At 65.6% G+C, this 26342-nt stretch carries 32 protein-coding genes; 23 read left to right on the forward strand and 9 right to left on the reverse strand.

What is annotated here, in order from left to right; translation table 11 throughout:
* Positions 1–44 precede the first annotated feature (44 nt).
* From gpmI to E8M84_RS00285, 5 genes are all read left to right on the forward strand, one after another.
* On the forward strand, positions 45–1562 hold the full coding sequence (gene gpmI, locus E8M84_RS00265; protein WP_137109175.1) for a 2,3-bisphosphoglycerate-independent phosphoglycerate mutase: 1518 nt from the start codon (positions 45–47) through the stop codon (positions 1560–1562).
* Entirely contained in the window at positions 1559–2674 is a 1116-nt protein-coding gene (locus tag E8M84_RS00270; protein WP_137109176.1) for a murein hydrolase activator EnvC, read from the forward strand. Before gpmI ends, E8M84_RS00270 begins: the two co-directional genes overlap by 4 nt.
* A 5-nt stretch (positions 2675–2679) precedes the next feature.
* Complete coding sequence (locus tag E8M84_RS00275) at positions 2680–4029, forward strand: S41 family peptidase (protein ID WP_137109177.1); 1350 nt, start codon at positions 2680–2682, stop codon at positions 4027–4029.
* 4 nt (positions 4030–4033) lie between these two features.
* On the forward strand, positions 4034–4513 hold the full coding sequence (locus E8M84_RS00280; RefSeq protein WP_137109178.1) for an RNA pyrophosphohydrolase: 480 nt from the start codon (positions 4034–4036) through the stop codon (positions 4511–4513).
* A 298-nt stretch (positions 4514–4811) separates the two neighbouring features.
* Positions 4812–6518 carry a bifunctional sulfate adenylyltransferase/adenylylsulfate kinase gene (locus E8M84_RS00285; protein WP_137109179.1) on the forward strand — a complete coding sequence of 569 codons (1707 nt, stop codon included), beginning with the start codon at positions 4812–4814 and terminating at the stop codon, positions 6516–6518.
* Between the two features lie 52 nt (positions 6519–6570).
* Here E8M84_RS00285 and E8M84_RS00290 read toward each other — a convergent pair whose 3' ends face one another.
* The 3 genes from E8M84_RS00290 to E8M84_RS00300 all read right to left on the reverse strand — a co-directional run bounded on the left by E8M84_RS00290 (position 6571) and on the right by E8M84_RS00300 (position 7801).
* Positions 6571–7044 carry a cytochrome b gene (locus tag E8M84_RS00290; protein ID WP_137109180.1) on the reverse strand — a complete coding sequence of 158 codons (474 nt, stop codon included), beginning with the start codon at positions 7042–7044 and terminating at the stop codon, positions 6571–6573.
* A gap of 92 nt (positions 7045–7136) precedes the next feature.
* Positions 7137–7364: a DUF1150 family protein gene (locus E8M84_RS00295; RefSeq protein WP_137109181.1), complete on the reverse strand. Its 228-nt coding sequence runs from the start codon at positions 7362–7364 to the stop codon at positions 7137–7139.
* Positions 7364–7801: an Hsp20 family protein gene (locus E8M84_RS00300; protein WP_137109182.1), complete on the reverse strand. Its 438-nt coding sequence runs from the start codon at positions 7799–7801 to the stop codon at positions 7364–7366. The genes E8M84_RS00295 and E8M84_RS00300 overlap by 1 nt, the downstream gene beginning before the upstream one ends.
* 212 nt (positions 7802–8013) lie before the next feature.
* Here E8M84_RS00300 and E8M84_RS00305 point away from each other — a divergent pair, with 212 nt between their 5' ends.
* The 4 genes from E8M84_RS00305 (at position 8014) to E8M84_RS00320 (ending at position 10492) form a co-directional block, all read left to right on the forward strand.
* Positions 8014–8232, forward strand: a complete 219-nt coding sequence (locus tag E8M84_RS00305; protein WP_137109183.1) for a YdcH family protein — start codon at positions 8014–8016, stop codon at positions 8230–8232.
* A 75-nt stretch (positions 8233–8307) separates the two neighbouring features.
* Entirely contained in the window at positions 8308–8787 is a 480-nt protein-coding gene (purE, locus tag E8M84_RS00310; RefSeq protein WP_137109184.1) for a 5-(carboxyamino)imidazole ribonucleotide mutase, read from the forward strand.
* Positions 8780–9844, forward strand: a complete 1065-nt coding sequence (locus E8M84_RS00315) for a 5-(carboxyamino)imidazole ribonucleotide synthase (protein WP_137109185.1) — start codon at positions 8780–8782, stop codon at positions 9842–9844. The genes purE and E8M84_RS00315 overlap by 8 nt, the downstream gene beginning before the upstream one ends.
* A gap of 147 nt (positions 9845–9991) precedes the next feature.
* The gene (locus E8M84_RS00320) at positions 9992–10492 is read left to right on the forward strand and encodes a low affinity iron permease family protein (protein WP_137109186.1); all 501 of its coding nucleotides are present in this window, start codon (positions 9992–9994) and stop codon (positions 10490–10492) included.
* Here the strand turns inward: E8M84_RS00320 and E8M84_RS00325 are convergent.
* Positions 10404–11153, reverse strand: a complete 750-nt coding sequence (locus E8M84_RS00325) for an alpha/beta fold hydrolase (protein ID WP_137109187.1) — start codon at positions 11151–11153, stop codon at positions 10404–10406. The genes E8M84_RS00320 and E8M84_RS00325 overlap by 89 nt on opposite strands.
* A gap of 89 nt (positions 11154–11242) precedes the next feature.
* Between E8M84_RS00325 and E8M84_RS00330 the strand changes: the two genes are divergently transcribed.
* Genes E8M84_RS00330 through E8M84_RS00340 form a run of 3 tightly spaced genes read left to right on the forward strand, consistent with a single transcriptional unit; the run spans position 11243 to position 12664 of the window.
* On the forward strand, positions 11243–11698 hold the full coding sequence (locus tag E8M84_RS00330; RefSeq protein ID WP_137109188.1) for an NUDIX domain-containing protein: 456 nt from the start codon (positions 11243–11245) through the stop codon (positions 11696–11698).
* Positions 11695–12195 (forward strand): GreA/GreB family elongation factor, encoded by a 501-nt coding sequence (locus E8M84_RS00335; protein WP_137109189.1) that lies wholly within the window; start codon positions 11695–11697, stop codon positions 12193–12195. The genes E8M84_RS00330 and E8M84_RS00335 overlap by 4 nt, the downstream gene beginning before the upstream one ends.
* Positions 12182–12664 (forward strand): GNAT family N-acetyltransferase, encoded by a 483-nt coding sequence (locus tag E8M84_RS00340; protein ID WP_137109190.1) that lies wholly within the window; start codon positions 12182–12184, stop codon positions 12662–12664. Before E8M84_RS00335 ends, E8M84_RS00340 begins: the two co-directional genes overlap by 14 nt.
* On the opposite strand, the gene E8M84_RS00345 is transcribed toward E8M84_RS00340, so the two are convergent.
* From E8M84_RS00345 to E8M84_RS00355, 3 genes are all read right to left on the reverse strand, one after another.
* The gene (locus E8M84_RS00345; protein WP_137109191.1) at positions 12631–13482 is read right to left on the reverse strand and encodes a DMT family transporter; all 852 of its coding nucleotides are present in this window, start codon (positions 13480–13482) and stop codon (positions 12631–12633) included. The two genes, E8M84_RS00340 and E8M84_RS00345, sit on opposite strands and share 34 nt — an antisense overlap.
* A gap of 106 nt (positions 13483–13588) precedes the next feature.
* Positions 13589–15229, reverse strand: a complete 1641-nt coding sequence (gene groL / locus E8M84_RS00350; RefSeq protein ID WP_137109192.1) for a chaperonin GroEL — start codon at positions 15227–15229, stop codon at positions 13589–13591.
* 60 nt (positions 15230–15289) lie between these two features.
* The gene (locus E8M84_RS00355; protein WP_137109193.1) at positions 15290–15577 is read right to left on the reverse strand and encodes a co-chaperone GroES; all 288 of its coding nucleotides are present in this window, start codon (positions 15575–15577) and stop codon (positions 15290–15292) included.
* A gap of 182 nt (positions 15578–15759) precedes the next feature.
* On the opposite strand from E8M84_RS00355, the gene E8M84_RS00360 reads away from it, so the two are divergent.
* The 3 genes from E8M84_RS00360 to E8M84_RS00370 are packed head-to-tail and all read left to right on the forward strand — an operon-like array spanning position 15760 to position 18352.
* Entirely contained in the window at positions 15760–16761 is a 1002-nt protein-coding gene (locus E8M84_RS00360) for a TraB/GumN family protein (protein ID WP_137109194.1), read from the forward strand.
* Positions 16758–17495, forward strand: a complete 738-nt coding sequence (locus E8M84_RS00365) for an N-acyl homoserine lactonase family protein (RefSeq protein ID WP_137109195.1) — start codon at positions 16758–16760, stop codon at positions 17493–17495. The genes E8M84_RS00360 and E8M84_RS00365 overlap by 4 nt, the downstream gene beginning before the upstream one ends.
* On the forward strand, positions 17492–18352 hold the full coding sequence (locus E8M84_RS00370) for a DMT family transporter (protein WP_170971802.1): 861 nt from the start codon (positions 17492–17494) through the stop codon (positions 18350–18352). Before E8M84_RS00365 ends, E8M84_RS00370 begins: the two co-directional genes overlap by 4 nt.
* 28 nt (positions 18353–18380) lie before the next feature.
* On the opposite strand, the gene E8M84_RS21350 is transcribed toward E8M84_RS00370, so the two are convergent.
* On the reverse strand, positions 18381–18551 hold the full coding sequence (locus E8M84_RS21350; protein ID WP_170971803.1) for a hypothetical protein: 171 nt from the start codon (positions 18549–18551) through the stop codon (positions 18381–18383).
* Between the two features lie 291 nt (positions 18552–18842).
* Between E8M84_RS21350 and E8M84_RS00375 the strand changes: the two genes are divergently transcribed.
* From E8M84_RS00375 to E8M84_RS00410, 8 genes are all read left to right on the forward strand, one after another.
* Complete coding sequence (locus tag E8M84_RS00375) at positions 18843–19760, forward strand: manganese-dependent inorganic pyrophosphatase (RefSeq protein WP_137109197.1); 918 nt, start codon at positions 18843–18845, stop codon at positions 19758–19760.
* Positions 19761–19866: 106 nt separating this feature from the next.
* A complete protein-coding gene (locus E8M84_RS00380) occupies positions 19867–20754 on the forward strand; it encodes a TIGR01459 family HAD-type hydrolase (RefSeq protein WP_137109198.1) in 888 nt (295 codons plus the stop codon).
* A 110-nt stretch (positions 20755–20864) separates the two neighbouring features.
* Positions 20865–21308 (forward strand): MaoC family dehydratase, encoded by a 444-nt coding sequence (locus E8M84_RS00385; protein ID WP_137109199.1) that lies wholly within the window; start codon positions 20865–20867, stop codon positions 21306–21308.
* A gap of 29 nt (positions 21309–21337) precedes the next feature.
* Complete coding sequence (locus E8M84_RS00390) at positions 21338–22261, forward strand: bifunctional riboflavin kinase/FAD synthetase (protein WP_137109200.1); 924 nt, start codon at positions 21338–21340, stop codon at positions 22259–22261.
* A 39-nt stretch (positions 22262–22300) separates the two neighbouring features.
* Entirely contained in the window at positions 22301–22753 is a 453-nt protein-coding gene (locus tag E8M84_RS00395; RefSeq protein WP_137109201.1) for a YcgN family cysteine cluster protein, read from the forward strand.
* On the forward strand, positions 22753–23769 hold the full coding sequence (locus E8M84_RS00400) for a low specificity L-threonine aldolase (RefSeq protein WP_137109202.1): 1017 nt from the start codon (positions 22753–22755) through the stop codon (positions 23767–23769). The genes E8M84_RS00395 and E8M84_RS00400 overlap by 1 nt, the downstream gene beginning before the upstream one ends.
* 97 nt (positions 23770–23866) lie before the next feature.
* Complete coding sequence (locus E8M84_RS00405; RefSeq protein ID WP_137109203.1) at positions 23867–24886, forward strand: ribose-phosphate pyrophosphokinase; 1020 nt, start codon at positions 23867–23869, stop codon at positions 24884–24886.
* A gap of 110 nt (positions 24887–24996) precedes the next feature.
* Positions 24997–25938 (forward strand): phosphatase PAP2 family protein, encoded by a 942-nt coding sequence (locus E8M84_RS00410; protein ID WP_170971804.1) that lies wholly within the window; start codon positions 24997–24999, stop codon positions 25936–25938.
* Here the strand turns inward: E8M84_RS00410 and E8M84_RS00415 are convergent.
* Positions 25935–26282, reverse strand: a complete 348-nt coding sequence (locus tag E8M84_RS00415) for an H-type lectin domain-containing protein (RefSeq protein WP_137110782.1) — start codon at positions 26280–26282, stop codon at positions 25935–25937. The two genes, E8M84_RS00410 and E8M84_RS00415, sit on opposite strands and share 4 nt — an antisense overlap.
* Between the last annotated feature and the right edge of the window lie 60 nt (positions 26283–26342).

A 26342-nucleotide genomic window follows, 5' to 3' on the forward strand; every position in this document is an offset into this window, starting at 1 on the left:
CCACGGGCGTAAAACCCAAGGCATCGCCTGGAAGGAGCCTGCCCATGACCACCCCGAAACCCGTCGTCCTGTGCATCCTTGACGGCTGGGGCATCGGTCCGAACCCGGAAACCAGCGCCCCCGCGCAGGCGCAAGTGCCGACCTTCAACCATCTCTGGGCCACCTGTCCGCATGCCACGCTGACGACCTTCGGGCCGGATGTGGGCCTGCCCACGGGGCAGATGGGGAACTCGGAAGTCGGGCACACCAACATCGGCGCGGGCCGCGTGGTGGCGATGGACCTGGGCGCGATCGACCTTGCGGTCGAGGACGGCAGCTTTGCCAAGAACCCGGCGATTGTGGACTTTGCCGCCAAGGTGAAGGCCAAGGGCGGGGTGGCGCATCTGATCGGCGTCATCTCGGACGGCGGGGTGCATGGGCATGTGAACCATGTGCTCGCGGCCTGCCGGGCGATTGTGGCGCTGGGCGTCCCTGTCGCGCTGCATGCGGTGACGGATGGGCGCGACGTGGCCCCGTCCTCGGCGCAGGGCTACATGGAGGCGCTGGTCAAGCGGCTGCCCTATGGCGCCAGCATCGCCACGGTGACGGGCCGCTACTGGGCGATGGACCGCGACAACCGGTGGGAGCGCGTCAGCCGCGCCTACGAAGCGATGGTCCTGGCCCGCGGCGAAACCGCGCCCGACCCGCTGACCGCCATCTCGAACAGCTACGGCAAGGGCGAGACGGATGAATTCCTCGCCCCCACGGTGATCGACGGCTACCACGGCGCGCGGGACGGTGATGGCATCTTCTGCCTGAACTTCCGCGCCGACCGCGCGCGGGAAATCCTCGCGGCCATCGGCGACCCGGCCTTCACCGCGTTTGACACCGGCACGCGCCCGAACTGGTCGGCGCAGTTGGGAATGGTCGAATATTCCGACCTCCACAATGCCTACATGGCCACGGCCTTCCCCAAGCGCGTTCTGGTCAACACCATCGGCGAATGGGTCTCCAGCCACGGGCTGACCCAGTTCCGCCTGGCGGAAACCGAGAAATACCCGCACGTGACCTTCTTCCTGAACGGCGGCCGCGAGCAGCCCTATCCGGGCGAAGACCGCGCCATGCCGCCCTCGCCCAAGGTCGCGACCTATGACCTGCAGCCCGAGATGAGCGCGGATCAGGTGTCGGACCATTTCGTTGCGGCCATCGAGAAAGGCTATGACCTGATCGTCGTCAACTACGCCAACCCCGACATGGTCGGCCATACCGGGTCGCTCCCCGCCGCGATCAAGGCGTGTGAGGCGGTGGACCGTGGGCTTGGCCGGGCCCTGGCGGCGCTGCAGGCCAAAGGCGGGGCGATGATCGTGACGGCAGACCACGGCAACTGCGAGGTGATGGTCGACCCCGTCACCGGCGGGCCACACACCGCCCATACCACGAACCCGGTCCCGGTCATCCTGGTGGGTGGGCCGGATGGCGCCACCCTACGGACCGGCCGCCTGGCTGACCTCGCCCCCACGCTTCTGCAACTGATGGGCCTGCCGCAGCCGCCCGAGATGACGGGACAGACGCTCATCGCATGATCCGCGCTGCCGCCCTTCTGGTCCTCCTCGCTCTGCCCCTGCGGGCCGAAACCGTGGCCGAACAGGCGGCGAAGGCGTCCGCCGACCTGCAACAGGCCGTTGCCGCGCTGGAAGGCGCGACCGAAGCGCGGGACCGGGTGGCGGCGCTAAGCCAGACGATCCGCGCCTACGAGTCAGGCCTTGGCGCCCTGCGGTCTGCCTTGCGTGAGGCAGCCCTGCGCGAGGCCACCCTGACCCGCGCCTTCGAGGCCAAGCGCGACGGGATCGGGCGGCTTCTGGGCGTGCTGGCGACGATGGAGGCGAACCCTGGGCCGCTGCTGCTTCTGCACCCCGACGGGGCGCTGGGCACGGCGCGGTCGGGGATGATCCTGGCAGACGTGACCCCGGCGCTTCAGTCCGAGGCGCTGGTGCTGAAGGCGGAACTGCAGGAACTCTCCGACCTCCGCGCCCTGCAACTGTCGGCGGGCGAGGTGCTGGAACGCGGACTGGCGACGGCCCAGACCGCCCGCACGGCCTTGTCGCAGGCCATTTCGGACCGGACCGACCTGCCGAAACGATTCACCGAAGACCCCGAGGTGCTGAAGGGGCTTCTGGACAGCGCCGATACGCTGGACGCCTTTGCCGCAGGCCTGTCGCCCGATGCCGAGGCCGGGACCAGCTTTGCCGGGGAAAAGGGCCGCCTGCCTCTGCCCGTCCTGGGCACCGTCCTGCGCCGCCCGAATGAGGCCGACGCCTCCAATGTCCGCCGCCCCGGCGTGACACTGGCCACCCAGGCCCGCGCCCTGGTGACCGCGCCCTGGCCCGCCACGATCCGCTTTCGCGGGCCGCTTCTGGACTACGGAAATGTGATGATCCTTGAACCCGGCGACGGCTATCTTCTGGTGCTTTCGGGGATGGAAACCCTGTATGGCGAAGTGGGAGAAGTCGTGGCGGCAGAGGCCCCTCTTGGCTTGATGGGAGGATCGGCGGGCACGACCGCGGAATTCGTGACCCTGGGCCCAGATGGGTCTGGCGGGCGCGATACGGAAACGCTTTATATGGAACTCAGACAGGGCGCGCAGCCCGTGGACCCGATGCCGTGGTTCGCAAGCCTCGCCCGCACAGGAGACTGACGAGCATGAAGAAGCATGTGATGGCCGCCCTTGCCGGAACCGTGGCCGGGGTCGTGGCAACCACCCAGATCGCCGGTCCCCTTGTCGCGCAAGAGGCAGTACCGCAAAGTTCGATCTACGAACAACTTGACCTGTTCGGCGACATCTTCGAACGCGTCCGCGCCCAGTATGTCGAGGAAGTCCCGACCGAAGAACTGGTGACCGCCGCGATCAACGGCATGCTGACCTCGCTTGACCCGCATTCCAGCTATCTGTCCGCCAAGGATTTCGAGGACATGCAGGTCCAGACCCGGGGCGAATTCGGCGGACTGGGGATCGAGGTCACCCAGGAAGAGGGCTTCATCAAGGTCATCGCGCCGATGGACGATACTCCGGCCGACAAGGCAGGGATCCTGGCCGGCGACTACATCACCCATGTCGACGGCGAGGCGGTGTCAGGTCTGCTGCTTGACGACGCGGTGGGAAAGATGCGCGGCCCGATCGGATCGGAGATCATCATCACCGTCGTCCGGCAGGGCACACCCGAACCCTTCGACGTCTCGATCATCCGCGACACGATCAAGCTGACCGCGGTCCGGGGCAGGGTCGTCGGCAAGACCGTGGTCCTGCGGATCACCACCTTCAACGACCAGACCACCTCCGGCCTGAATACCGAGCTGAAGAAGGCCCTGGAGGAATTGGGCGGGTTGGAGAACCTCGATGGCGTGGTCATCGACCTGCGCAACAACCCGGGCGGCCTTCTGAACGAGGCGATCACGGTGTCGGACGCCTTCCTCGACAAGGGCGAGATCGTGTCCACCCGCGGTCGCGCGCAGGGAAGTGGCGAGCGTTACAATGCCCAGGCGGGCGACCTGATCGAGGGCAAGCCGATCGTGCTCTTGATCAACGGCGGCTCGGCTTCGGCGTCGGAAATCGTCGCGGGGGCGCTGCAGGACCATCGCCGGGCCATCGTCGTCGGCACCAAGAGCTTCGGCAAGGGCTCGGTCCAGACGCTGATCCCGCTGCGCGGCGACGGGGCGATGCGCCTGACCACCGCGCGCTACTACACACCCTCGGGCCGGTCGATCCAGGCGTTGGGGATTTCGCCGGATATCGTCGTGCAGCAGCCGGTCCCCGAACCCGTCGATCCGAACGCCCCGGCGGAAGAGAAAAGCGCAGCCCTGCGTGAGCGGTCCGAAGCCGACCTGCGCGGTGCGATCACCAATGACTCGATGACGGACGAGGAAAAGCGGCTCTACGAGGAAGAACTTACCCGGGCGGAAGAATCCGCCAAGCTGCGGGATGAGGATTACCAGCTGGCCTATGCGGTCGACATCATCAAGGGCCTGACCGCCATAGCTCCGGACGCGCCCTGACCCGATGGCCGATCCGGAAAGCCTTCCCTACCGGCCCTGCGTGGGCGTGGTGCTGATCGACGCCCGCGGCATGGTCTTTGCCGGGCAACGGATCGACAGCCCCACCCCCGCCTGGCAGATGCCGCAGGGCGGGATCGACGAGGGCGAAAAGCCGCGCGAGGCCGCCTATCGCGAGCTGTGGGAAGAAACCGGCGTCACCCGTGACAAGGTGGAATTCGTCGGCAAGACCCACGGCTGGGTGACCTACGACCTGCCGCCCGAGCTTCTGGGCAAGGTCTGGGGTGGCAAATATCGCGGCCAGAAGCAGAAATGGTTCCTGTTCCGCTTCAAGGGCACGGATGCGGACGTGAAGATCGCGACCGACCACCCGGAATTTTCCACCTGGCGCTGGATCCTGGCCGACGAGATGGTGGAGTCGATCGTCCCCTTCAAACGCGCGGTCTACGAGGAAGTCATCCGCAGCTTCCGCGCCTACCTCGCCTGACGCCTCCTGCGTATCGACTTCGTCTCCTCGTCGGGCGGACGCCAGCGAGGAGTGACGAAGTCATCGACGAGCGGTATGGCAGAGAACAGAATTCCGAAACTTCGCAGAAAACGCGCGTTGACGGGAAATCCGTCGCGCACGTCGCGGCAGCGTAGAACCGTTGCCCAACCGCGGCATGTGCCCCGCGATTTCCGCCTTATCTGCGCAAAATCCCCTGCATTCGCTTGATGTCGCCCCCCCGGTCGGGCTACGCCCCGCGCAACTGGCGGGGTATCCGCCGCGCTGAAAGGTTGCCCGAATGCAATTGCAGAACCACGCCCCGATCCCCGAACTCTACGTCTCCTACGACTCGGCCCAGAAGCTGAAGGCCGAGGCCGGGAACCTGCCCTCGTGGGACCTGACCCCACGGCAGATCTGCGACCTCGAACTTCTGATGAACGGCGGGTTCAACCCGCTGAAGGGATTCATGGGGCAGGCGGACTATGACGGCGTCGTCGCCGACATGCGCCTTGCGGACGGCACGCTCTGGCCGATGCCGATCACGCTGGACGTCACTGAGGCCTTTGCCGACAAGGTCGAACCCGGACAGGACATCGCCCTGCGCGACCAGGAAGGCGTGATCCTTGCCATCCTGTCGATTAGCGACAAGTGGATCCCCAACAAATCCGTGGAGGCCGAGGGCGTCTTCGGCGCCGACGATCTCGCCCACCCGGCGGTGAACTACCTGCACAACGTGGCGGGCAAGGTCTATCTCGGCGGCCCGGTGATTGGCATCCAGCAGCCGGTCCACTACGACTTCAAGGCCCGCCGCGACACGCCGAATGAACTCCGCGCCTTCTTCCGCAAGATGGGCTGGCGCAAGATCGTCGCCTTCCAGACCCGCAACCCCCTGCACCGCGCGCACCAGGAACTGACCTTCCGCGCCGCGCGCGAGGCCGAGGCGAACCTCTTGATCCACCCCGTCGTCGGCATGACCAAGCCCGGCGACGTCGACCACTTCACCCGCGTCCGCTGCTATGAGGCAGTGCTGGACAAGTATCCAGCCCAGACCACCGCGCTGTCGCTTCTGAACCTCGCCATGCGCATGGGTGGCCCGCGTGAGGCCGTCTGGCACGGGATCATCCGTCGCAACCACGGCTGCACCCACATGATCGTCGGCCGTGACCACGCTGGCCCCGGCAAGAATTCTCAGGGCAAGGATTTCTACGATCCCTACGCCGCGCAGGAGCTCTTCGCCCAGCACGCCAAGGAAATCGGCATCGAGATGGTTGACTTCAAGCACATGGTCTATGTGCAGGAGAAGGCCCAGTACTACCCGGCAAACGAGATCCCGGAAGGCTCGACCGTCCTCGACATCTCGGGCACCGAACTGCGCCGCCGCCTGCGCGAAGGCCTGGACATCCCGGAATGGTTCTCGTTCCCCGAGGTCGTCAACGAACTCCGCAAGACCTCGCCTGCCCGGTCCAAGCAGGGCTTCACGGTGTTCTTCACCGGCCTGTCCGGGTCCGGCAAATCCACCATCGCCAACGCGCTGATGGTCAAGCTGATGGAGATGGGCGGGCGTCCCGTCACGCTCCTCGACGGTGACGTGGTGCGGAAACACCTGTCCTCGGAACTCGGCTTCTCCAAGGAACACCGCGACATCAACATCAAGCGGATCGGCTATGTCGCCTCCGAGATCACCAAGAACGGCGGCATCGCGATCTGCGCGCCCATCGCGCCTTACACCGCGACCCGCCGCGCCGTGCGCGAGATGATCGAGGCCTACGGCGCCTTCGTCGAGGTCCATGTCGCCACCAGCATCGAGGAATGCGAACGCCGTGATCGCAAGGGCCTCTACAAGCTGGCGCGTGAGGGCAAGATCAAGGAATTCACCGGGATCTCCGACCCCTACGAAGCCCCGACCCAGGCCGAACTGGTGGTGGACACCGAAAATGTCGACGTCGACCACTGCGCGCACCAGGTGCTCTTGAAGCTGGAGCAGATGGGCCTGATCCGCGCCTGATCCCGCCTTGAAACCAAAAGGCCGCGTCCCAGGGGGGCGCGGCCTTTGTCATTCATTCCGCCTTCATCATCCGGCGCAGAAGGCCGTCCTTCAGAACATACTGGTGATACAACGCCATCAGCGCATGGCCTAGGACGACCAGCATCAGGAGGTTCGCGGCAAGCCCGTGGACCTCGCCCACGTCCAGCCCCAGGAAAAAGACGCTGGCACCGCCCAGGGGCACCGCGACCATCAGCAGATAGATCAGCCGATGGCCCCAGTCCGCCGCCATCACCGAAACGCTTCCCGGTGCACCGGGGGCAGCGGGAGCGCCGCGCGACAGCCGGACGACAATCCGCACGATCACCAGCGTCAGGATCGCAAGGCCAAAGGCCACATGCGGCACAAAGCCCGCAACTCCACCATCCTCGACGGCCTCCATCGCCTCTTCCGCCCCCTCGCCTGACAACCAGGCGACAAGGATCAGGACGGCGATGATCCAGTGCAGGGCGATCTGCAGCCCCGAGTATCCGGTAGTGGTTTTCAAGACGAACCTCCGTTGACGCTTACTCCGCTTACGATCAAGCGTAGCGGTTCCGTCGCGGAAGGCCAGTCAATGCTGGCTGCTGGGCCGGGGTATCAGTGCACGCTTACAGGGGTGTAGTCGTGTTCGCGCGCCAGATGGAAGGCGAGCCTCTTGTCCGCGACCAGCGCAAGCTGCTGGCCATCGGCGCCGTGCACCGACCAGATCACCCGTGCGTCGCCCAACTGCTCGCGCACGTCATCCGGCAGGTCATCCACCGCAACCTCGCGCACATAGACGATGCGGTCCGTGCCCTGCGGCAATCCGTTGAATGGCGTATTCATCATTTGCCCCCTTTCTGGCTGGCATCCTTGCGACCGATCCGGATCGTCTGGACCACGGTTTCCGGCACATGGCGGTGCAGGTCGACGTGGAGAAGCCCGTTCTCCATCGTGGCCCCTGCAACCTCAACGCCGTCGGCGAGCACAAAGCTCCGCTGAAACGCGCGGGACGCGATGCCCCGGTGCAGGAACACCCGGTCGCCCGTGTCTTCGGCCTGACGGCCACGAACGACAAGCTGCCGGTCCTCGACGGTGATCGACAAGTCCTCCTCGCGGAAGCCCGCGACCGCCAGCGTGATCCGGTAGGCGTTTTCCGCCACCGCCTCGATGTTGAACGGAGGATAGCCCTCGGCCCCCGATTTCGCGGTGCGTTCCACCAGCCGTTCCAGCTGCTCGAACCCCAGAAGATACGGGTGGGCCCCAAAGCTTAACTTCGTCATCGGACAGTCCTTGGCATAAGCGACGGTTCGGTCTGCGCGGCCCTGGATCAGGCACCGCACGGGTTGAATATGGGGCGGGCAGGTCAGGCCCGCAAGGCCCAGCTATCCGGCGAGAGCAGGCGCTTTCCACGCGATTTTCGCCAGAAACCTTCCCGCAGCGGCAGAGCTTTCCTATATCCTACGGCAAAGGCAGGAACCGATTCGCCAGACCCATGAACGCGCCCACCGAACTCAGCCACGACGAAATGCTTGGCATCCGGCTTGAAGTCCTGCGTCGCGAACACCGCGACCTGGATGAGGCCATCCATGCGCTGGAGCAGACCGGCCGTCCAGATGCGCTGACCCTGCGCCGCCTGAAAAAGCAGAAGCTGGCGCTGAAGGACCAGATCGTGAAGATCGAGGATATGCTGATCCCCGATATCATCGCCTGATTGCCCCGTCTCGCGCCTTAGACTTGCCCCTGCGCCCGCGCCAAGGTAATCGCCCCTGAAACCAAGGGGGCACGCATGGCCGTATCCGTCGGAATCATCATGGGGTCGCAAAGCGACTGGCCGACGATGAAGGCTGCGGCTGAAATCCTGGACGAGCTTGGCATCGCCTATGAGGCGAAGATCGTCAGCGCCCACCGCACCCCTGACCGCCTCTGGGACTATGGCAAGACCGCCGTCCAGCGCGGGTTGAAGGTCATCATCGCAGGCGCGGGCGGCGCGGCGCACCTTCCCGGGATGATGGCGTCCAAGACCCGCGTTCCGGTGATCGGCGTCCCGGTGCAGACCAAGGCGCTGTCCGGCGTCGACTCGCTCTATTCGATCCTGCAGATGCCCAAGGGCTATCCTGTCGCCACCATGGCGATCGGCGGGGCGGCGAATGCGGGCCTGATGGCCGCCGCGATCCTTGCGACGTCCGACCCAGCCGTTGCGGCGAAACTCGACGCCTGGCGGGAGGCCCTGTCCGCCTCTATCCCCGAGGAGCCGAAGGATGACTGAACTCCCGCAAGGGTCCACCATCGGCATCCTTGGCGGCGGGCAATTGGGCCGGATGCTGTCCGTCGCTGCCAGCCGGCTGGGCTACTGCTGCCATATCTTTGAACCGGGCGCTGCCCCGGCGGGAGACGTGGCGCTGAAGGTCACCACGGCATCCTACGAGGATGAAACGGCCCTGCGCGCCTTCGCGGCATCGGTCGATGTCATCACCTACGAATTCGAGAATGTCCCGACCTCGGCGCTCGACCTCCTCGAAAGCCTCAAACCGATCCGCCCGAACCGCCGCGCGCTGGCCATCAGCCAGGACCGGATCAGCGAGAAATCGTTCCTGAACGACCTCGGCCTTGCCACCGCCCCCTGGGCCGCAGTGAACTCGGAGGCAGACCTTCGCGCAGCGGTCGAAAAGCTGGGCCTGCCCGCGATTCTGAAGACCACCCGCCTTGGCTATGACGGCAAGGGGCAGGCCAAGCTGACCGACGCCGCGGACATCCCCGCCGCCTGGGCCAGCATGAACAACGCGCCCTGCGTGCTGGAAGGTTTCGTCGCCTTCGACCGCGAAGTCAGCGTGATCGCCGCCCGCGCGCTCGACGGCCAGGTCGCCTGCTTCGACCCCGGCGAGAACATCCACGAAGGCGGTATCCTGCGCACGACCACTGTCCCTGCGCGCCTCTCTCCCACCCAGCGGTCAGACGCGATCCTGCTGGCTGCCCGCATCCTGAACGCGCTCGACTATGTGGGCGTCATGGGGGTGGAACTGTTCGTCACCCCACGCGGACTTCTGGTGAACGAAATCGCCCCCCGCGTCCACAACTCGGGCCATTGGACGCAGCAAGGCTGCACGGTGGACCAGTTCGAACAACATATCCGCGCGGTTGCGGGCCTGCCCTTGGGTGACGGCAACCGCTATGCCGATGTGGTGATGGAGAACCTGATCGGCGACGACGTCCTGCGCGTGCCCGACCTTCTGAAAGCCCGTGACACTGCCGTCCACCTTTACGGCAAGGGCACGCCCCGCCCCGGCCGCAAGATGGGCCATGTGAACCGGATCAATCGCACCTGACGCCTCCTGCGTAGCGCTTTCGGCTTTTCGTCGGCGGACCAGCGAGAAGAAACAAGGTGCAACACGCACCGCCGCTTGATCCCGATCAGGGCACCGTTCGTCCTTTCCTGCGTTGTCTCGGGCACCGACACCCGCCCGAGGAACATCATGGCCGACCACACCTCGATCTACGCCCACACCGCCCGCTGGATCGCCCAGTTGTCCGGCCGACCGATCACCTTCCTGCTTGCGGTCGGCCTGATCGTCGTCTGGCTGCTGACCGGACCGATCTTCGGCTATTCCGACACATGGCAGCTGGTGATCAACACCGGCACCACCATCATCACCTTCCTGATGGTCTTCCTGATCCAGAACACCCAGAACCGCGACACGGTGGCGATGCAGCTGAAACTGGACGAACTGATCCGGGCCACCCGCGGCGCGCATCTGTCGCTGCTCGACCTGGAAGAGCTGGAGGAAAAGGAGCTTGCCGCCTTCGTCCGCCAGTATGAGGCCCTGGCCGCCTTTGGCCGCGCGCAGTTGGACAAGGGCATGACCGACACCGGCACACCCGAGGTCGTCAGCCAGACTGAACCGCCTGAAAAGTCTCTTTCACGACAGAGGTCAGGGTCACCGAAGGGTCGAACTTCCCCTCGCGCAGAAAGCTGATGACCTGCCGGATCACAACGGGGTTCACCATCATGAAGGTATGGGTGACCGGCAGGACCAGATGCTCGGCCATCCCGTCAAGCTTGGTGCTTTCCACCGTCACCTTGCCGTCGTTCGGCCCGGGCAGCATCGTATTCCACACCGGATTCAGCGACCGGGTCCCGGCGATGATCCCCAAGGGATAATCCGCCGGCGGCAGGCGGTTCGGCCAGCTGTCCGGCCCGGTCCCCAGGGTGAGACCCGCCTTGCCGTTCATCATGCTGAAGACCGGGTTGTCACCCATCTTGTCCACCAGCTCTGACCCGTGGTTGGGTGGGGCCAGCATCACCACCCGGCCCATCTGCGCCGGGCGCTGCCGCGTCAGCCAGTCGCGCAAGAGGATACCGCCCATCGAATGGGTGACGAAATGCACCCGCCCCGGCTCGACCTTTGCGACCGCCTGGCCGACTTCCTCCACCAGCTCTTCCGGCGTGGCCTTGGTCGACGGATAAGACCAGTTCACCACCCGGAACCCCGCCGCCTTCAGCGCCATTGCCATCGGCGCCAGCGAGGCATCGGTGCGCGCAAGGCCATGCAACAGCACTACGGCATCCGTCACCCCCGCGCCCTCTTCGGTGGCGGGGGCGGGCAGGAAGCGAGCAAGGCGACCAGTCAGCCACATGCCCCGACTGTCGGCCCGGCCCGCCCGCCGATCAAGCCCGGATTTCCGCCCACTGGACAAAGCCGACGCTGCGTCACAGGGTTATCGGCATGGCCAAGTTCAAGCCCCGCCTCGCCGCCCGCGCGCTGATCCTGCAGGAGGACCAGCTTCTGCTGGTCAACGCCTACCCTGACGCCCGCCTCGGCCTCTGGTGCGCCCCGGGCGGGGGATGCGAGGCCGGACAGTCGCTGCCCGACACCCTCGCCCGCGAGGTGATGGAGGAAACCGGCCTCACCATTTCCGTCGGCCCGCCGGTCCTGGTGAACGAATTCCACGACCCCGACACGGGCTTTCACCAGATCGACCTGTTCTTCCGCTGCACCATCGCCGCCGGGACCCTCGACGACGCCTGGACCGACCCGGAAGGAGTCGTCAGCCAGCGCCGCTTCTTCTCCCGCACGGAACTCGCCGCGGGCCGCGTCCGCTTCAAGCCCGACAGGCTGCCCGACGCCGCCTGGGGCACGGCCGCCGCGCTTTACGATCCGCTGGAAGTGATCCTGAAATGAGCCGCGCTTTTGTCAACGAGGATGCAGGCGCCGACCGCCCCGACCTGCCCGAACTCCCCGTGCCCCCGGGCCCCAACATCGTCACCCCGCGCGGGCTTGCGGCCCTTCACGCGCGGATCGCCCAGCGTCAGACCGATCTGGCGGCATTGAAGGCCCGGGTCGACCGGCTGGACAAGCTGCCCGAGGCGGCAGCCGAACGCGACCTGCGCTGGCTGGAGTCGCGTCTGAAAGCCGCAGTCGTCATCGACCCCGTCCAGCATGACCTGACCGAAGTCGCCTTCGGCCTTGCCGTCACCGTCGCCGATCCGGATGGTCACGAGACCACCTACGAGATCGTGGGAGAGGACGAAGCCGACGCCACCCGCCACCGCATCGCGCCGAACTCTCCCTTGGCCCGCGCCCTCCTCGGCACGCAGGTTGGCGACCTGGTGACATGGCGCAGACCCTCTGGCCCGCTCGACCTGGAAATCACAAGGATCGCCCATGCGCATCCGTGAGCTATTCCCCTCGGAAACCGCCCTCGTCGCGCAATTCTACCGCGAGGCGCCGGACTACTGGCTTTTGGCCGAAGGCCGTTGCGATCCCGAGTCGCAGGCGCAGGACTTCTTCTCCGACGCCCCCCCGAACTGCGATCCTGCGACCAGCGACCGGCTGGGCCTCTTCCTGAACCACCGCCTCTCGGGCGTGGCCGAGGTCTCCTACGGCTTTCCCGAGCCGAACGACGCCTATCTGGGCCTGATGCTGATCGGCCCCTGGGCGCAAGGGGCCGGCCACGGCAAGGCCTTCCTGGCCCATGCCGCCGCGCTTGCCCGCAAACGCCATGCTCCGCGGCTGTATCTGGCCGTCCTCGACGCGAACCCGCGCGGCCGGGCCTTCTGGGAGCGGGAGGGTTTCCGCCCCACCGGCATCCGCCGTCAGGACAGCACGACAGGTCACTGGGTCGAGCGGATGGTGAAGGACCTGTAGGGCAGACTGGCAAGCGCCACACCGCCCAGGACCAGAACGGCTGCTCCCCAGAACCGCAGACCCGGGACCTCTGCCAACAGCACCGCCCCGCCCAGCGCCGCGATCATCGGGACGGACAGTTGCGCCACCGCCGCCCGCGCCGCGCCCAGCGCAGGCAGCACGGCATACCACAGCGCATAGCCCAGCCCCGAGGTGACAGCGCCGGACACCACCGCAAGCGCCAGACCGATCCCATCGGGTTGCGCAACCCCGGCGACAAGGCCAAGCGGCAGGACCAGCGGGACTGACAGCAGGAAATTCCACGCCGTTGCCGCAAGCGGATCGGCAGACCCCCGGCCCGCCAGCGAATAGACCCCCCAGCCAACCCCCGCCGCCGCCATCAGGACCAGCGGCAGCGCCTCGGCAGCGCCCGGTGTGGCGATCAGACCCAGTCCGCCCAGCGCCAGCCCCGCCCCGATCCAGCGCCGCGCGGGGATCGCCTCCCGCGACCAGACGGCTCCGGCGAACATCGTGACCTGAACCATGCCGAACAGCACCAGCGCCCCGGTCCCGGCCTCAAGCCCCCGATAGGCCAGCGAGAACCCGGTCAGATAGACCGACAGCCCCAGAACGCCCCCCACGCGCCCATGACTGCCGGGCCAGCCCCAGCCGCCGCGCTGCCACAGAAGCAGCAGGGCCAGCATCGCGGCCCCCGACACCAGCCGGACCATCGCGAACTCGACCGCCCCGATATGGCCCGGCCCCACCGCCCAGCGGTTCAGCACGGAATTGGCCGCGAAGGCCAGCATGGTCAGGGCGGTGAGAAGAAAAAGCCGCATGGGTGGCACCATGCCGGGGCTTTGTAGGGTGGGCAATGCTGCCCACCATCCGCAACAGAAAAAGGGCGCCCGAAGGCGCCCTTTCCCGTAGTCCTGAAGCGGTGGATCAGAAGTCCATCCCGCCCATGCCGCCGCCGCCGCCCGGCATGGCCGGAGCGCCTTTCGGCTCGGGACGGTCGGCGATCATCGCCTCGGTGGTGATCAGGAGCGAAGCCACCGACGCCGCGTCTTCCAGAGCGGTGCGGGTCACCTTGGCCGGGTCGATCACGCCGAACTTGAACATGTCGCCATATTCTTCGGTCTGGGCGTTGAAGCCGAACGAGGTGTCATTGGACTCGCGGACCTTGCCAGCCACCACGGCACCGTCGACACCGGCGTTCTCGGCGATCTGGCGCAGCGGAGCTTCCAGCGCGCGGCGGACGATGGCGATGCCGGCGTCCTGGTCGCTGTTGGCGCCCTTCAGGCCGTCGAGGCCCTTGGAAGCCTGCACCAGCGCCACGCCACCACCGACGATCACGCCTTCCTGCACGGCCGCACGGGTCGCGTTCAGGGCGTCATCAACGCGGTCCTTGCGCTCTTTCACTTCGACTTCGGTCATGCCGCCGACGCGGATGACGGCAACGCCGCCCGCCAGCTTGGCCACACGCTCCTGCAGCTTCTCGCGGTCGTAGTCCGAGGTGGTTTCCTCGATCTGCGCGCGGATCTGGCCGACGCGGGCTTCGATCTCCGCCTTCTCGCCAGCACCGTCGATGATCGTGGTGTCATCCTTCTTGATGATGACCTTCTTCGCACGGCCCAGCATGTCGAGGCCGACATTCTCCAGCTTCATGCCGAGATCGTCCGAGATCACCTGGCCGCCGGTCAGGATCGCGATGTCCTGCAGCATGGCCTTGCGACGGTCGCCGAAGCCCGGAGCCTTCACGGCAGCGATCTTCAACCCGCCACGCAGCTTGTTGACGACGAGGGTGGCAAGCGCTTCGCCTTCGACGTCTTCAGCGACGATCACCAGCGGACGCTGCGACTGGATCACGGCTTCCAGCAGCGGAACCATCGGCTGCAGCGACGACAGCTTCTTCTCGTGCAGCAGGATGAAGGCGTCTTCCAGTTCCGCAATCATCTTGTCGGCGTTGGTGACGAAGTAGGGCGACAGGTAGCCGCGGTCGAACTGCATGCCTTCGACGACGGTGGTTTCCGTCTCAAGGCCCTTGTTCTCTTCGACGGTGATGACACCCTCGTTGCCGACCTTCTGCATCGCTTCCGCGATCTGACGGCCGATTTCAGTTTCGCCGTTGGCCGAGATGGTGCCGACCTGCGCGACTTCAGCCGAGTCCTTCACCGGACGGGCCATCGCCTTGATCTGCTCGACAACCTTGGCGGTCGCCAGGTCGATGCCGCGCTTCAGGTCCATCGGGTTCAGGCCCGCGGCGACCGACTTCATGCCTTCGCGGATGATGGCCTGGGCCAGCACGGTCGCGGTGGTGGTGCCGTCACCGGCCTCGTCGTTGGTGCGGGAAGCGACTTCCTTCACCATCTGCGCGCCCATGTTCTCGAACTTGTCGGCCAGTTCGATTTCCTTGGCGACGGTGACGCCGTCCTTGGTGATGCGCGGGGCGCCGAACGACTTGTCGATGACCACGTTGCGGCCTTTCGGGCCCAGGGTCACCTTCACGGCGTCGGCGAGGATGTTCACGCCGCGCAGCATGCGGTCGCGGGCGTCGGTGTCGAACTTGACGTCTTTAGCAGCCATTATGATAGCTCCTTGAATGGGTTATGGATTTGCGCAGGTCGGGGTTCACCCCGACTCCCCTCAGCCGATGATGCCGAGGATGTCGCTTTCCTTCATGATGAGCAGCTCTTCGCCGTTCAGGGTCACTTCGGTGCCCGACCACTTGCCGAAGAGGATCCGGTCGCCGGCCTTGACCGACGGCGCGATCAGCTCACCCGAGTCCTTGCGCGCACCTTCGCCCACGGCGACGATCTCGCCCTCTGCGGGCTTTTCCTTGGCGGTGTCGGGGATGATCAGCCCGCCCTTGGTCTTTTCGTCGGAAGCGATACGCTTGACCAGAACGCGGTCATGCAGCGGTTTGAAAGCCATCTGGGGTACTCCCTTGAGTTTCCAGGTTTGATCTTGATTAGCACTCAGCTTGCCCGAGTGCTAACGCGCTAGCAGGTAGGCGAAGGCCCGCTGTGTGTCAACACCCCGGTCGGGCTTTTTGATTTGCCTTTTGCCGGTCCGATGCCACGATGGCCCGAACCGAAGCTTGAGTGATCTGCCGCATGTCCCGTCTTCTCACCTGCCTGTCCGTCCTCTTTCTGGGCGCCCTTGTTTGCGGCGCGGCCTCAGCCGCCTGCGTCGGCCAGAACCTGTTTTCCACCATGGATCCCGCCCGCCGGGCCGAGATCGCCGCCGCAGCCAATGCGGTGCCCTTTCCCACCGGAAATTTCTGGCGCGCGACCCGGGGGGATGAGGTCATTACCATCGTCGGGACCTACCACTTCGACGACCCCCGCCACGCGCCTACCCTGACCGCGCTGACCCCGAAGATCACCTCGGCGAAGACCGTGCTGGTCGAGGCGGGACCGGACGAGGAGAAGGCGCTCATGTCGCTGATCGCCAAGACCCCCTCGACCATGGTCATCACCGAAGGCCCGACGCTGAACCAGCTTCTTCCGCCCGAGGTCTGGGACCCCCTGTCCAGGGCGATGTCCGACCGGGGCATCCCGGCTTTCATGGCGGCGAAGTTCCAGCCCTGGTATGTCCTGACGCTGCTGTCGATCCCGCCCTGCGCGATGTCGGCGATGACCGACAAGCCGAAGGGGCTGGACGGCATGGTCGTCGACACCGCCCAGGCCGCGGGGGTCCCGGTGCGCGGACTGGAACCGTTCGACACGCTGTTCACCATCTTCGGCGACCTGACCACGGACCAGCTGACCGAGATGCTGGCCTCGACTCTCGCCATCGAGGACATGAGCGAGGATTACTTCACCACCCTCGTCGACAGCTATTTCGCGGGCGAAAGCCGCCAGGCGTGGGAGCTGATGCGCTTTGCCAGCTATGACCAGCCCGGCTATACCCGCGCCGAGGTCGACGCCGAGTTCGCCCAGATGGAAGAGATCGTCGCCTCCCGACGCAACCGCGCCTGGATCCCGGTGCTGACGGACGCCGCAGCCAAGGGTCCGGTCTTCACCGCCTTCGGGGCCCTGCACCTGTCGGGTGAGGATGGGGTGCTGAACCTGTTGCAGAAGGAAGGCTTCACTCTGGAGGAGCTGAAATTGTGATCCTGCCCGGCCGGATCGCGCGGCTTTACATCCTTGATCTCGGCCTGTTCGAGGTGCGGGGCGGTGAAAGGGTCATCGGCATCCCCGGCTATCTGATGCAGACCGACCGGGGCCAGAACATCCTGTTCGACACCGGCTTCCCGCCCGGGTATCTGACCGATCCCGACCGCCCTGCTCAGGACGGCCTCCCCCGCTTTGGCCGTCTGATCGACTTCCGCCATGACCAGACGGCCGAAGGTGCGCTGGCCCTTCTCGGCCTTGCGCCCCGGGACATCGACCTCGTCATCCTCTCTCACGGCCATATCGACCACGTCGGCTCGCTGCCCCTCTTCGCCCACGCCCCCATCGTCCTGACCACCCGCGAACGGGCCGAGCCCGCGCCGCTCTACTTCGGCAGCGCCCGTCCGATCCCCTGGCCGGAGGCGCTCTACCACCAGATCGACGCCGACACCCCGGTTTGCGAGGGCCTGACCCTTATCCCCACCCCCGGCCATACGGCGGGCCACCTTTCGGCGCTGGTCGCCCTGCCCGATGGCCGCCACGTCATCCTTGCCGCCGACGCGATCAACCGGGCATCCGAACCCGCAGAGGGATTTGCCGATGCGGACAACCCGGCTGCGGCACAGGCCTCGGCCAACTACCTCCTGTCCCTCGCCCCGCCCGAGGCGATCCTGATCTACGGCCACGAACCCACGCAATGGCCGGTCCTGCCCAAAGCGCCAAAGCCTTGGTGACCGACCGCCGTCTGGGCCTTGCGATGGTCTTCATCGCGACCCTGTCGTGGAGCACGGCGGGCCTCTTCATCCGCGCCGCCGACACCGACCTTGTGAACATCATCTTCTGGCGCGGAATCTTTGGCGTGCTGGGAATGGCCGTCGTCCTGCTGGTCTTCCAGGGCTGGGCGGGGCTTGGCAGTTTCAAGCGCCTCGGCAAGGCGGGTTGGGCCTATGTGCTGGTTTCGGTCCTGACGCTTCCGGCCTATCTGGCCAGCCTCCACCTCACCTCCATCGCCCATGTCGCCATCATCTACGCCACCGTTCCGCTGATGACCGCAGTGCTCGCCTGGCTCGTCCTGCGCGAGGCGGCCCCCCGCTCTGCCATCATCGCCGCACTGGTCGCCCTGATCGGCGCGGTCTTCATGGTCGGCCTCAGCACGGATGGCACCGCGCTTGGCGATGCGCTGGCATTGGCGATGACATTCGGCATGGCGGTCCTTGTCGTCCTGGCCCGCCGCAACCCCGAGATTCCAGCCCTCGCCGCGGGCCTTGTCGCCACGCTGATGACCGTCGTGGCAGTCCTGCCCTTTGCCACGACCTCGGTGCCCGACGGAAACACCATCCTCATCTTGGCCATCTTCGGCCTGTCAAACTCGCTTCTCGGCTTTGCCCTCTTCATCCTCGGCTCGCGCCGCATCCCGGCGGTCGAAACCGCCCTGATCGGCGCACTTGAGGCCCCGATTGCCCCGGTCTGGGTCTGGCTGATGTTCGGCGAAACGCCCCAGCCCGCCACCATCGCGGGCGGCCTTATCGTTTTTGCCTCAGTCTTCTGGCACATCCTCCGCAGCACGCGCACCGCACCCCTGCCCGAGTAGGGGCGTCCCACAGGACGCCCCCTTGGCCTTACCGCTGCCCCGACTTGCCGGGGATCATCCCGCGCTTCGGTATCAGTTTCAGCCCCTGCGGCCCTTTCGGGGCCCGCAGGCTTGCCGGGTCGAACCCGGGCCCCTTCGCGCCCTTGTTCAACGGTTTCAGCCCCGCCATGGCGGGTTTTCCAGTCTTTGTGTTCGGCATGATCTGCCCCTGTCTTGGAATAGGATGGAAGGGCCGGCACGAAACCGGCCACGAAACGGCGCTTAGGCCGAAACGGTCTTGTCCATTCTCAGGGCACTCCTCGGGCAATGGGCTGCACGCGGGCCGTCAGGCCCCACTCATGCCCCCAAAGTGGGGCGTCAGACGGTCGGTTCCATGACACGGACACTCCTCTACCAAGGTCGCCATCATGCCACATCTGGCCCCGCGTGACAATCGCCCCGCCCTCGCCTATACCGCCAGCGAACCGCAAAACCTCCCAAGGGCATCCCCATGACCACCCTCGTCTTCGGCCACAAATCCCCCGACACCGATTCCACCGGGTCGCCCATCATCTGGGCCTGGTACCTGACCGAAACCGGCACCCCGGCGAAACCTGTCCTGCTGGGCGAACCCAACACCGAAGCCGCCTTCGTGCTGAAGCACTGGGGTCTGGACAAGCCCGCGATCATTTCGGACGTCACCGCTGACGACAAGGTGGTGATCGTCGACACCAACAACCCGGCCGAACTGCCGCCCTCGATCAACGAGGCGAAGATCCAGGGCATCATCGACCATCACCTTCTGGTCGGCGGCATCAAGACCAAGACCCCGATCGACATCACCATCCGCCCGCTGGCCTGCACCGCGACCATCATGCACGACCTGATGGGTGACCATGCCGCCACGGCTCCGAAGCACATCAAGGGCGCGATGCTGTCCTGCATCCTCTCGGACACGCTGGAGTTCCGTTCGCCCACCACCACGCCGCACGACCGCGCTGTGGCTGAAAAGCTGGCGAAAGACCTGGGCGTCGACATCGCCGAGCTGGCAACGAAGATGTTCGAGGCCAAGTCCGACGTCTCCGCCTTCTCGGACGCCGAACTCCTGCGGATGGACAGCAAGGAATACAACGTCGCCGGGAAAGAGCTTCGCGTGTCCGTGCTAGAGACCACCGCGCCCAAGATCGTACTTGATCGCAAGGACAGCCTGATGCGGTCCATGGTCGATGTCGCCAAGGAAGACGGGGCCGATCAGGTCCTGCTCTTCGTCGTCGACATCATCAAGGAGGAAGCGACTCTCCTCGTCCCGAACGACCTGGTGAAGCAGATGGCCGAAGCCTCCTTCGGCGCCAAGGTCACCGGCGACACCGTCGTCCTGCCCGGCATCATGAGCCGCAAGAAGCAGATCATCCCGGCGCTGAAGCTCTGATTTCAGGCCTGTTGCGCAACCGTTCGTGCATACGCGCGTATGCATGGACGGTATACGCGACGTAGACGCGTCGTTGACCGCCGTTTTGCGCCGAAAGGGCCCCCGAATGACCGAGATCATCCGTTCCCTCGCCGATCTGACCGGTCGCTACGACGCCGTCTTCTGCGACCTCTGGGGCTGCCTGCACAACGGGAAAGCTGCCTATCCGGCTGCCGTTGCCGCCCTGCAAGCCTTCCGCAAGTCGGGCGGCAAGGTCGTCCTCCTGACCAACGCGCCGCGTCCGAAATCCAGCGTCATCAAGCAGTTGGATGCCCTCTGCGTCCCACACGACGCCTATGACCTGGTGGTCACCTCGGGCGATGCCGCGCAGATGGGGATGCTGTCGGGTGCGGTGGGCCGCAAGGTCTACTTCATCGGCGCACAGAAGGATGAGCCTTTCTTCACCGACTTCGCGGATGATCTTGCCGCCTACGCTACCACGCAGTCCCCGATCACCCGCGTCCCCCTGAACGAAGCCGAGGGGATCGTCTGCACCGGCCTTGCCGACGACCTCACGGAAACACCCGACAACTATCGCGCCACGCTCCTCATGGGAAAAACGCTAGGCCTGCCAATGCTTTGCGCCAACCCTGACATCATCGTCGACATGGGCGACAAACGGCTCTATTGCGCCGGGGCGCTGGCGCAGGCCTACGAGGCGATGGGCGGCACCGCGCTCTACTTCGGCAAACCCAACCCCCCGATCTACGACCTCGCCCGCCGTCGCTTGGCCGAGATCGGCCTGACCGACCCGCAGGTCCTTTGCATCGGCGACGGCATCCGCACCGACGTTCAGGGCGGCATCGGCGAGGGGCTCGACACGCTGTTCATCACCGGCGGACTTGAGGCCGAGCGCTTCGGCGCGGACGTCGAAGCCCCCGAGGCCGGTCTCCTGCTCCCCTGGCTGGAAGGGGAGCAGCTGTCGCCGACCTTCGCGATGGGTCGCCTCCGCTAGGTAACATTCGTTCACTTACTGCGCGCATATTGAACAAATCTTGCGCAACGGATTGTGCCGCGCTGCAGCATGTGCTAGCCTTTCCCCGCGTCGGAAAGGATTCGCTTACCATGCTCGACAACATGCCCCGCGGCACGATCTGCATCGAGGACATCGAAATCGGCATGTCCCGCCACCTGTCAAAGGTCGTAACCGACCGGGATATCGAGCTTTTTGCTGAAGTCTCCACCGACCGGAACCCCGTCCACCTCGACGAACAGTACGCTCAGGACACCATTTTCGAAGGTCGGATCGCCCATGGGATGCTGACCGCTGGCCTCATCTCGGCCGTCATCGGCGAGCAACTCCCGGGCCACGGCACCGTCTACCTTGGCCAATCTCTCAAGTTCATGGCGCCCGTCCGCCCCGGCGACATGGTCCGGGCCGAGGTGACCGTCACCGCCATCGACCACGCAAAGCGCCGAGTCACCCTTGAAACCGTCGCCTCGGTGGGTAAAACCGTTGTCCTGAAGGGTGAGGCGCTGGTTCTCGCGCCCAGCCGCAAGTTCGACTGACGGGGCAGACGCCCCCGTGAAGGGCGCGGATGCAGATTCATCAAGACTTCCAGTGGCTTGACCCCAAAGCCCGCGGCGCATCCGTTGCGATGGGCAACTTTGACGGCGTGCATCTGGGCCACGCCTCGGTCATCGACCTCGCCCGCGACCGTGGCCCGCTGGGCATCATCACGTTTGAACCCCACCCCCGCCAGTTCTTCGCCCCCGACGCCCCGCCCTTTCGCCTGATGAACGCCGAGGCCCGCGCCAACCGGCTGGCGAAGCTGGGGGTGGAGCATCTGTTCCAAATCCCATTCAACCGCGCCCTCGCTGCCCTGACTCCCGAGGACTTCGCAAAAACCGTTCTGGCCGAAGGGCTTGGCATATCCCACGTCGTCGTCGGCGCCGACTTCTGCTTCGGCAAGGGCCGCGCGGGCACGGCCAGGGATCTCCGCGCCCTTGGAGAACATTTCGGCTTCGCCACCACCATTGCCCCATTGGTCCAGATCGCCGGGCGCGAGGTGTCCTCCACCGCGATCCGCCAGGCCCTGACCGAAGGCCGCCCCCGCGATGCCGCCGACATGCTGGGCCACCTGCACCGGATTGAGGGCGAGGTGATCCACGGCGAAAAGCGGGGCCGGGAACTTGGCTATCCCACCGCGAACATGGCCCTTTCCGGCCTTCATCTGCCGCGCTTCGGGGTCTATGCCGTCAAGGTCGACGTCCTGACCGGCCCCCATGCCGGATCCTACATGGGCGCGGCCAGCCTTGGGGTGCGGCCCATGTTCAACGGCGAAGTCCCGAACCTGGAAACCTTCCTGCTGGACTTCAAGGGCGACCTTTACGGCCACCACCTTTCCGTCGCCTTGGTCGATTTCCTGCGGCCGGAGCTGAAGTTCGACGGCCTCCCCGCGCTCATCACCCAGATGGACGCCGACTGCGCCAAGGCACGCGAGATCCTTTCGGCGCTGTAACCCCTTCCCTTTTCCGCCGCGCCGCCGCACCTTCCACGCATGACCACGCTCCGCCCCCGCTTCTGGGAAACCGTTCCCCTGAACAAGCTGACCCAACAGGAATGGGAGGCTCTGTGTGACGGCTGCGGCAAGTGCTGCCTGAACAAGCTGGAATACGAAGACACAGGCGAGGTCGCCTATACCCGCATCGCCTGCCGCCTCCTGGACGGCGATACCTGCCAGTGCCGCGACTACCCGAACCGCAAGCTGCATGTCCCGGAATGTGTCGTCCTGACACCAAAGACCCTGCCCAAGATCGCTTACTGGATGCCCGCGACCTGCGCCTACAAACTGCTGTGGCAAAAGAAGAAACTGCCGTCGTGGCACCCGCTGCTGACCGGCGACCCGGAAAGCACCCACACTTCGGGGAACGGCATCAAGGGGATCACCATCCCCGAAGGGTCGGTCCCCGAGGATGACTGGGAAGACTACCTGATCGAGGAAACCCCCTGATGCGCTTTGCTTCCGACAACACCTCGGGCGCCGCGCCCGAGATCATGGCCGCGATCCTGAAGGCGAACGAAGGCTATGAGCGCAGCTACGGCGCCGATGCCGCGATGGAGCGTGTCACCGACCTTGTCCGCGACCTGTTCGAGGCACCCCGGGCCGAGGTCCGGCTTGTCGCCACCGGCACCGCCGCCAACGCGCTGGCCATCGCCACCCATGTGCAGCCCTGGGATGGCGTCTTCTGCCACCGCCACGCCCACATCGCCGAAGACGAATGCAACGCGCCCGAGTTCTACTCCGGCGCCAAGCTGGTGCTGGTACCAGGCGAGCACGGCAAGATCACACCCGACACGCTGGGACAGGCCCTCGCCACCACCGGCGAAAGCGGCGTCCACGGCGTCCAAAGGGGCATGCTGTCACTGACCAACGTGACCGAGGCCGGGACGGTCTACACCCCTGCCGAGATCGCCACCCTGACGGCACTCGCCAAGGCCAGGGGCATCCCCTGCCACCTCGACGGCGCGCGCTTCGCCAATGCGTTGGTCGCAACGGGCGCGACCCCGGCCGAAATGACCTGGAAGGCGGGAATCGACGTCCTTTCGCTGGGCGGCACCAAGAACGGCTGCCTGGGGGTCGAGGGCGTCGTCCTCTTCAACCCCGCCAAGGCCTGGGAGCTTGAACTCCGCCGCAAGCGGGGCGGGCACCTCTTTTCCAAGCATCGGTTCCTGTCGGCCCAGATGGAGGCCTACCTGTCAGGCGGCCTCTGGCTGCGGCTGGCGAAACAGGCCAACGCCATGGGGCAGCGACTGGTCGAAGGTCTGCGGCAAAGGCAGGCCCATGTGCCGCCCGCGGACGCCAACATGCTCTTCCCGGAATGGGCCGCAGGCCACCACGAAAGGCTGGAAGCCGCAGGTGCGGCCTACTACCGCTTCCCCGCCCCCGAAGGCCGGGAACGGGCGCGCCTGGTCGCAAGCTGGTCCACGACCGAGGCTGACGTCGACGCCTTCCTCAACGCCTTCTGACCAAGGCTTTTTCGCACCGTTAGCGGCCGCGCCGGTTTGCATTCGCAAAGCCGGGTGATAAGGCGTGCGCATCCCGAATCCGCTGCCCGGAGCCGCCATGCCCGCTGTCACCGAACCGAAGCTCATCGCCGGTAACGCCAACCTTCCCTTGGCGAAGTCCATCGCCCGGCGGATGTCGATGCACCGGGGGATGAGCGTCAATCTGGTGGACGCCCGGGTCGAGCGGTTCAACGATCAGGAGATCTTCGTCGAGGTCTTCGAGAACGTCCGCGGCGAGGACATGTACGTCATCCAGTCGACCTCGAACCCGGCGAATGACAACCTGATGGAACTGCTGATCATGACCGACGCTCTGCGTCGGTCTTCTGCTTCCAGGATCACCGCCGTGATCCCCTATTTCGGCTATGCCCGTCAGGACCGCCGCGCCAAGGCCCGGACGCCGATTTCGGCCAAGCTGGTGGCAAACCTCATCACCCAGGCCGGCGTCGACCGCGTCCTGACGCTCGACCTGCATGCCGCGCAGATCCAGGGCTTCTTCGACATCCCCGTTGACAACCTCTACGCCTCGCCCGTCTTTGCGCTGGACATCGAGCATCAGTTCAAGGGTCAGATGCAGGACCTGATGGTCGTCTCGCCCGACGTCGGCGGCGTGGCGCGCGCGCGGGAACTGGCCAAACGGATCAACGCACCCCTCGCCATTGTCGACAAGCGGCGGGAAAAGGCGGGCGAGATTGCGGGCATGACGGTGATCGGCGACGTGAAGGGCCACAAGTGCATCATCGTCGACGACATCTGCGACACGGCCGGGACGCTTTGCAAGGCCGCCGAGACGCTGATGGAGGCCGGGGCGACCGAGGTGCACAGCTATATCACCCATGGCGTGCTGTCCGGTCCCGCGGTGGAACGCATCCAGAATTCGGTCATGAAGTCGCTGGTCATCACCGACTCGATTGCCCCGACCGAGGCAGTGAAGTCCGCGAAGAACATCCGCATCGTCCCCACCGCGCCGATGTTCGCGCAAGCGATCCTGAACATCTGGGGCGGGATGTCGGTTTCCAGCCTGTTCGAGACGGACACGCTGGTCCCGATCTACGAAGGTCTTTACCAGCGCAGCTGACGTGAAACCGCACCGGAATTGCCATAAAGTCAGCCCAATTCTCCGATAGCCAATCCATTGTTGCAGGTCCGCGCATGATTGCGGGGCATTTGCCGGAACGGGCGAGGATTATGGAATCAAGGGCCGCAATGGCGGGGCAGGGGTCTAACCGGCTTGTACGGCTGCTTCCGATCGAAGCGTGCCTCTTGTGGTTCATCGCCCTTATCGGTGTCCTTGCCCTTGCTCTGGCGTTGACGATGCAGCGTCAGGTCAACTGGCCACCTTTCCTGGGCGGCTACGTCGCGACCCTGGGGCTTGCTGCCATCGGCGGCTATGTCCGGCAGGTCAAGGCCGCCCCGCGCATCGCCCTCGCACTGGTCGGTGCCGCGATCTTCACCGGCTTCACCGCCGTCTCCTCGATCTTCATCTTCGCCCTGTTCCCGCTGCCGAACCCGCTGATCGACCCTGCGTTGATCCAGGCCGATGCCGTGCTGGGCTACCACTGGCCGACCGCCGTGGCTTGGCTGGCGCAGTATCCGGGCTTTGCCGCAGTGCTTGGCTATATCTACCATTCATCGCTGGTGCAGATCCTGCTGACCATCGTTCTCCTGGCCGCCCTGTCGCGCGAAATTGCCCTGCACCGGTTTCTCCTGGTCGGGATCATCACCCTGATCATCGCCGTCGCAATCTGGTGGGTCATCCCTTCGGTCGGTCCCTCGGCCTTCCAGTCGATCCCCGAGGCCGACCGTCTGGCGACCGGCCTCTACTTCGACCCGACCTATGGGCAGCATCTGAAAAACCTGGTCGAGGTCGGCCCGCGCCAGATCAGTCCCGAGGTCATCACCGGGGTCGTCGCCTTCCCGTCCTACCACATGATCATGGCGCTGATGGTGGTCTGGTTCTCGCGCGGGACCTTTGCCTTCCTGCCGCTGACCGCGGTCAATACGGCGATGGTTCCCGCCACCCTGACCCATGGCGGGCACCACCTGGTCGACCTGCTGGCCGGGCTGGCGGTCTTTGCTCTGTCGGTCTGGCTTGCTAGCCGCCTGATCCGCGAGCCTGCGCGGGTTTAGCTGACGTCCCAGTCATCGTCGTCGCGCACCTGTCCGATGGCCATCCAGTCGGCGCGGATTCGGGCGATACGGGTGTCGGCCCAGGTGCGGAACACGATCTCGAACCCGGTGGCGGTGATGTTGTCTGCGCTGATATCGACGCGCGAGTTGGTTTTGCGGTCAATGTCCCACATGGAAATGCCGACCGTCACCACCGGCGGGGACTGGAAAGGCTCGCTGAAAGTCTGAACATGGCGGACTTCGCGCGGTCCCGAACCCGTCCACATCGCGCCATCATGCGCAAAGTCGGAAAAAAGGATTCTTGTCCCTTGCTGGACACCAACAGCGCCTGAAAACCGTCGCATCACTAACCCAACACCCATCCCCAAGGTCAATAATGCCGATTTTTCGGCCAAAGGGCCAGA

It is taken from the genome of Rhodobacter sp. SY28-1 (assembly GCF_005222785.1).
Taxonomy (GTDB): Bacteria; Pseudomonadota; Alphaproteobacteria; order Rhodobacterales; family Rhodobacteraceae; genus Tabrizicola.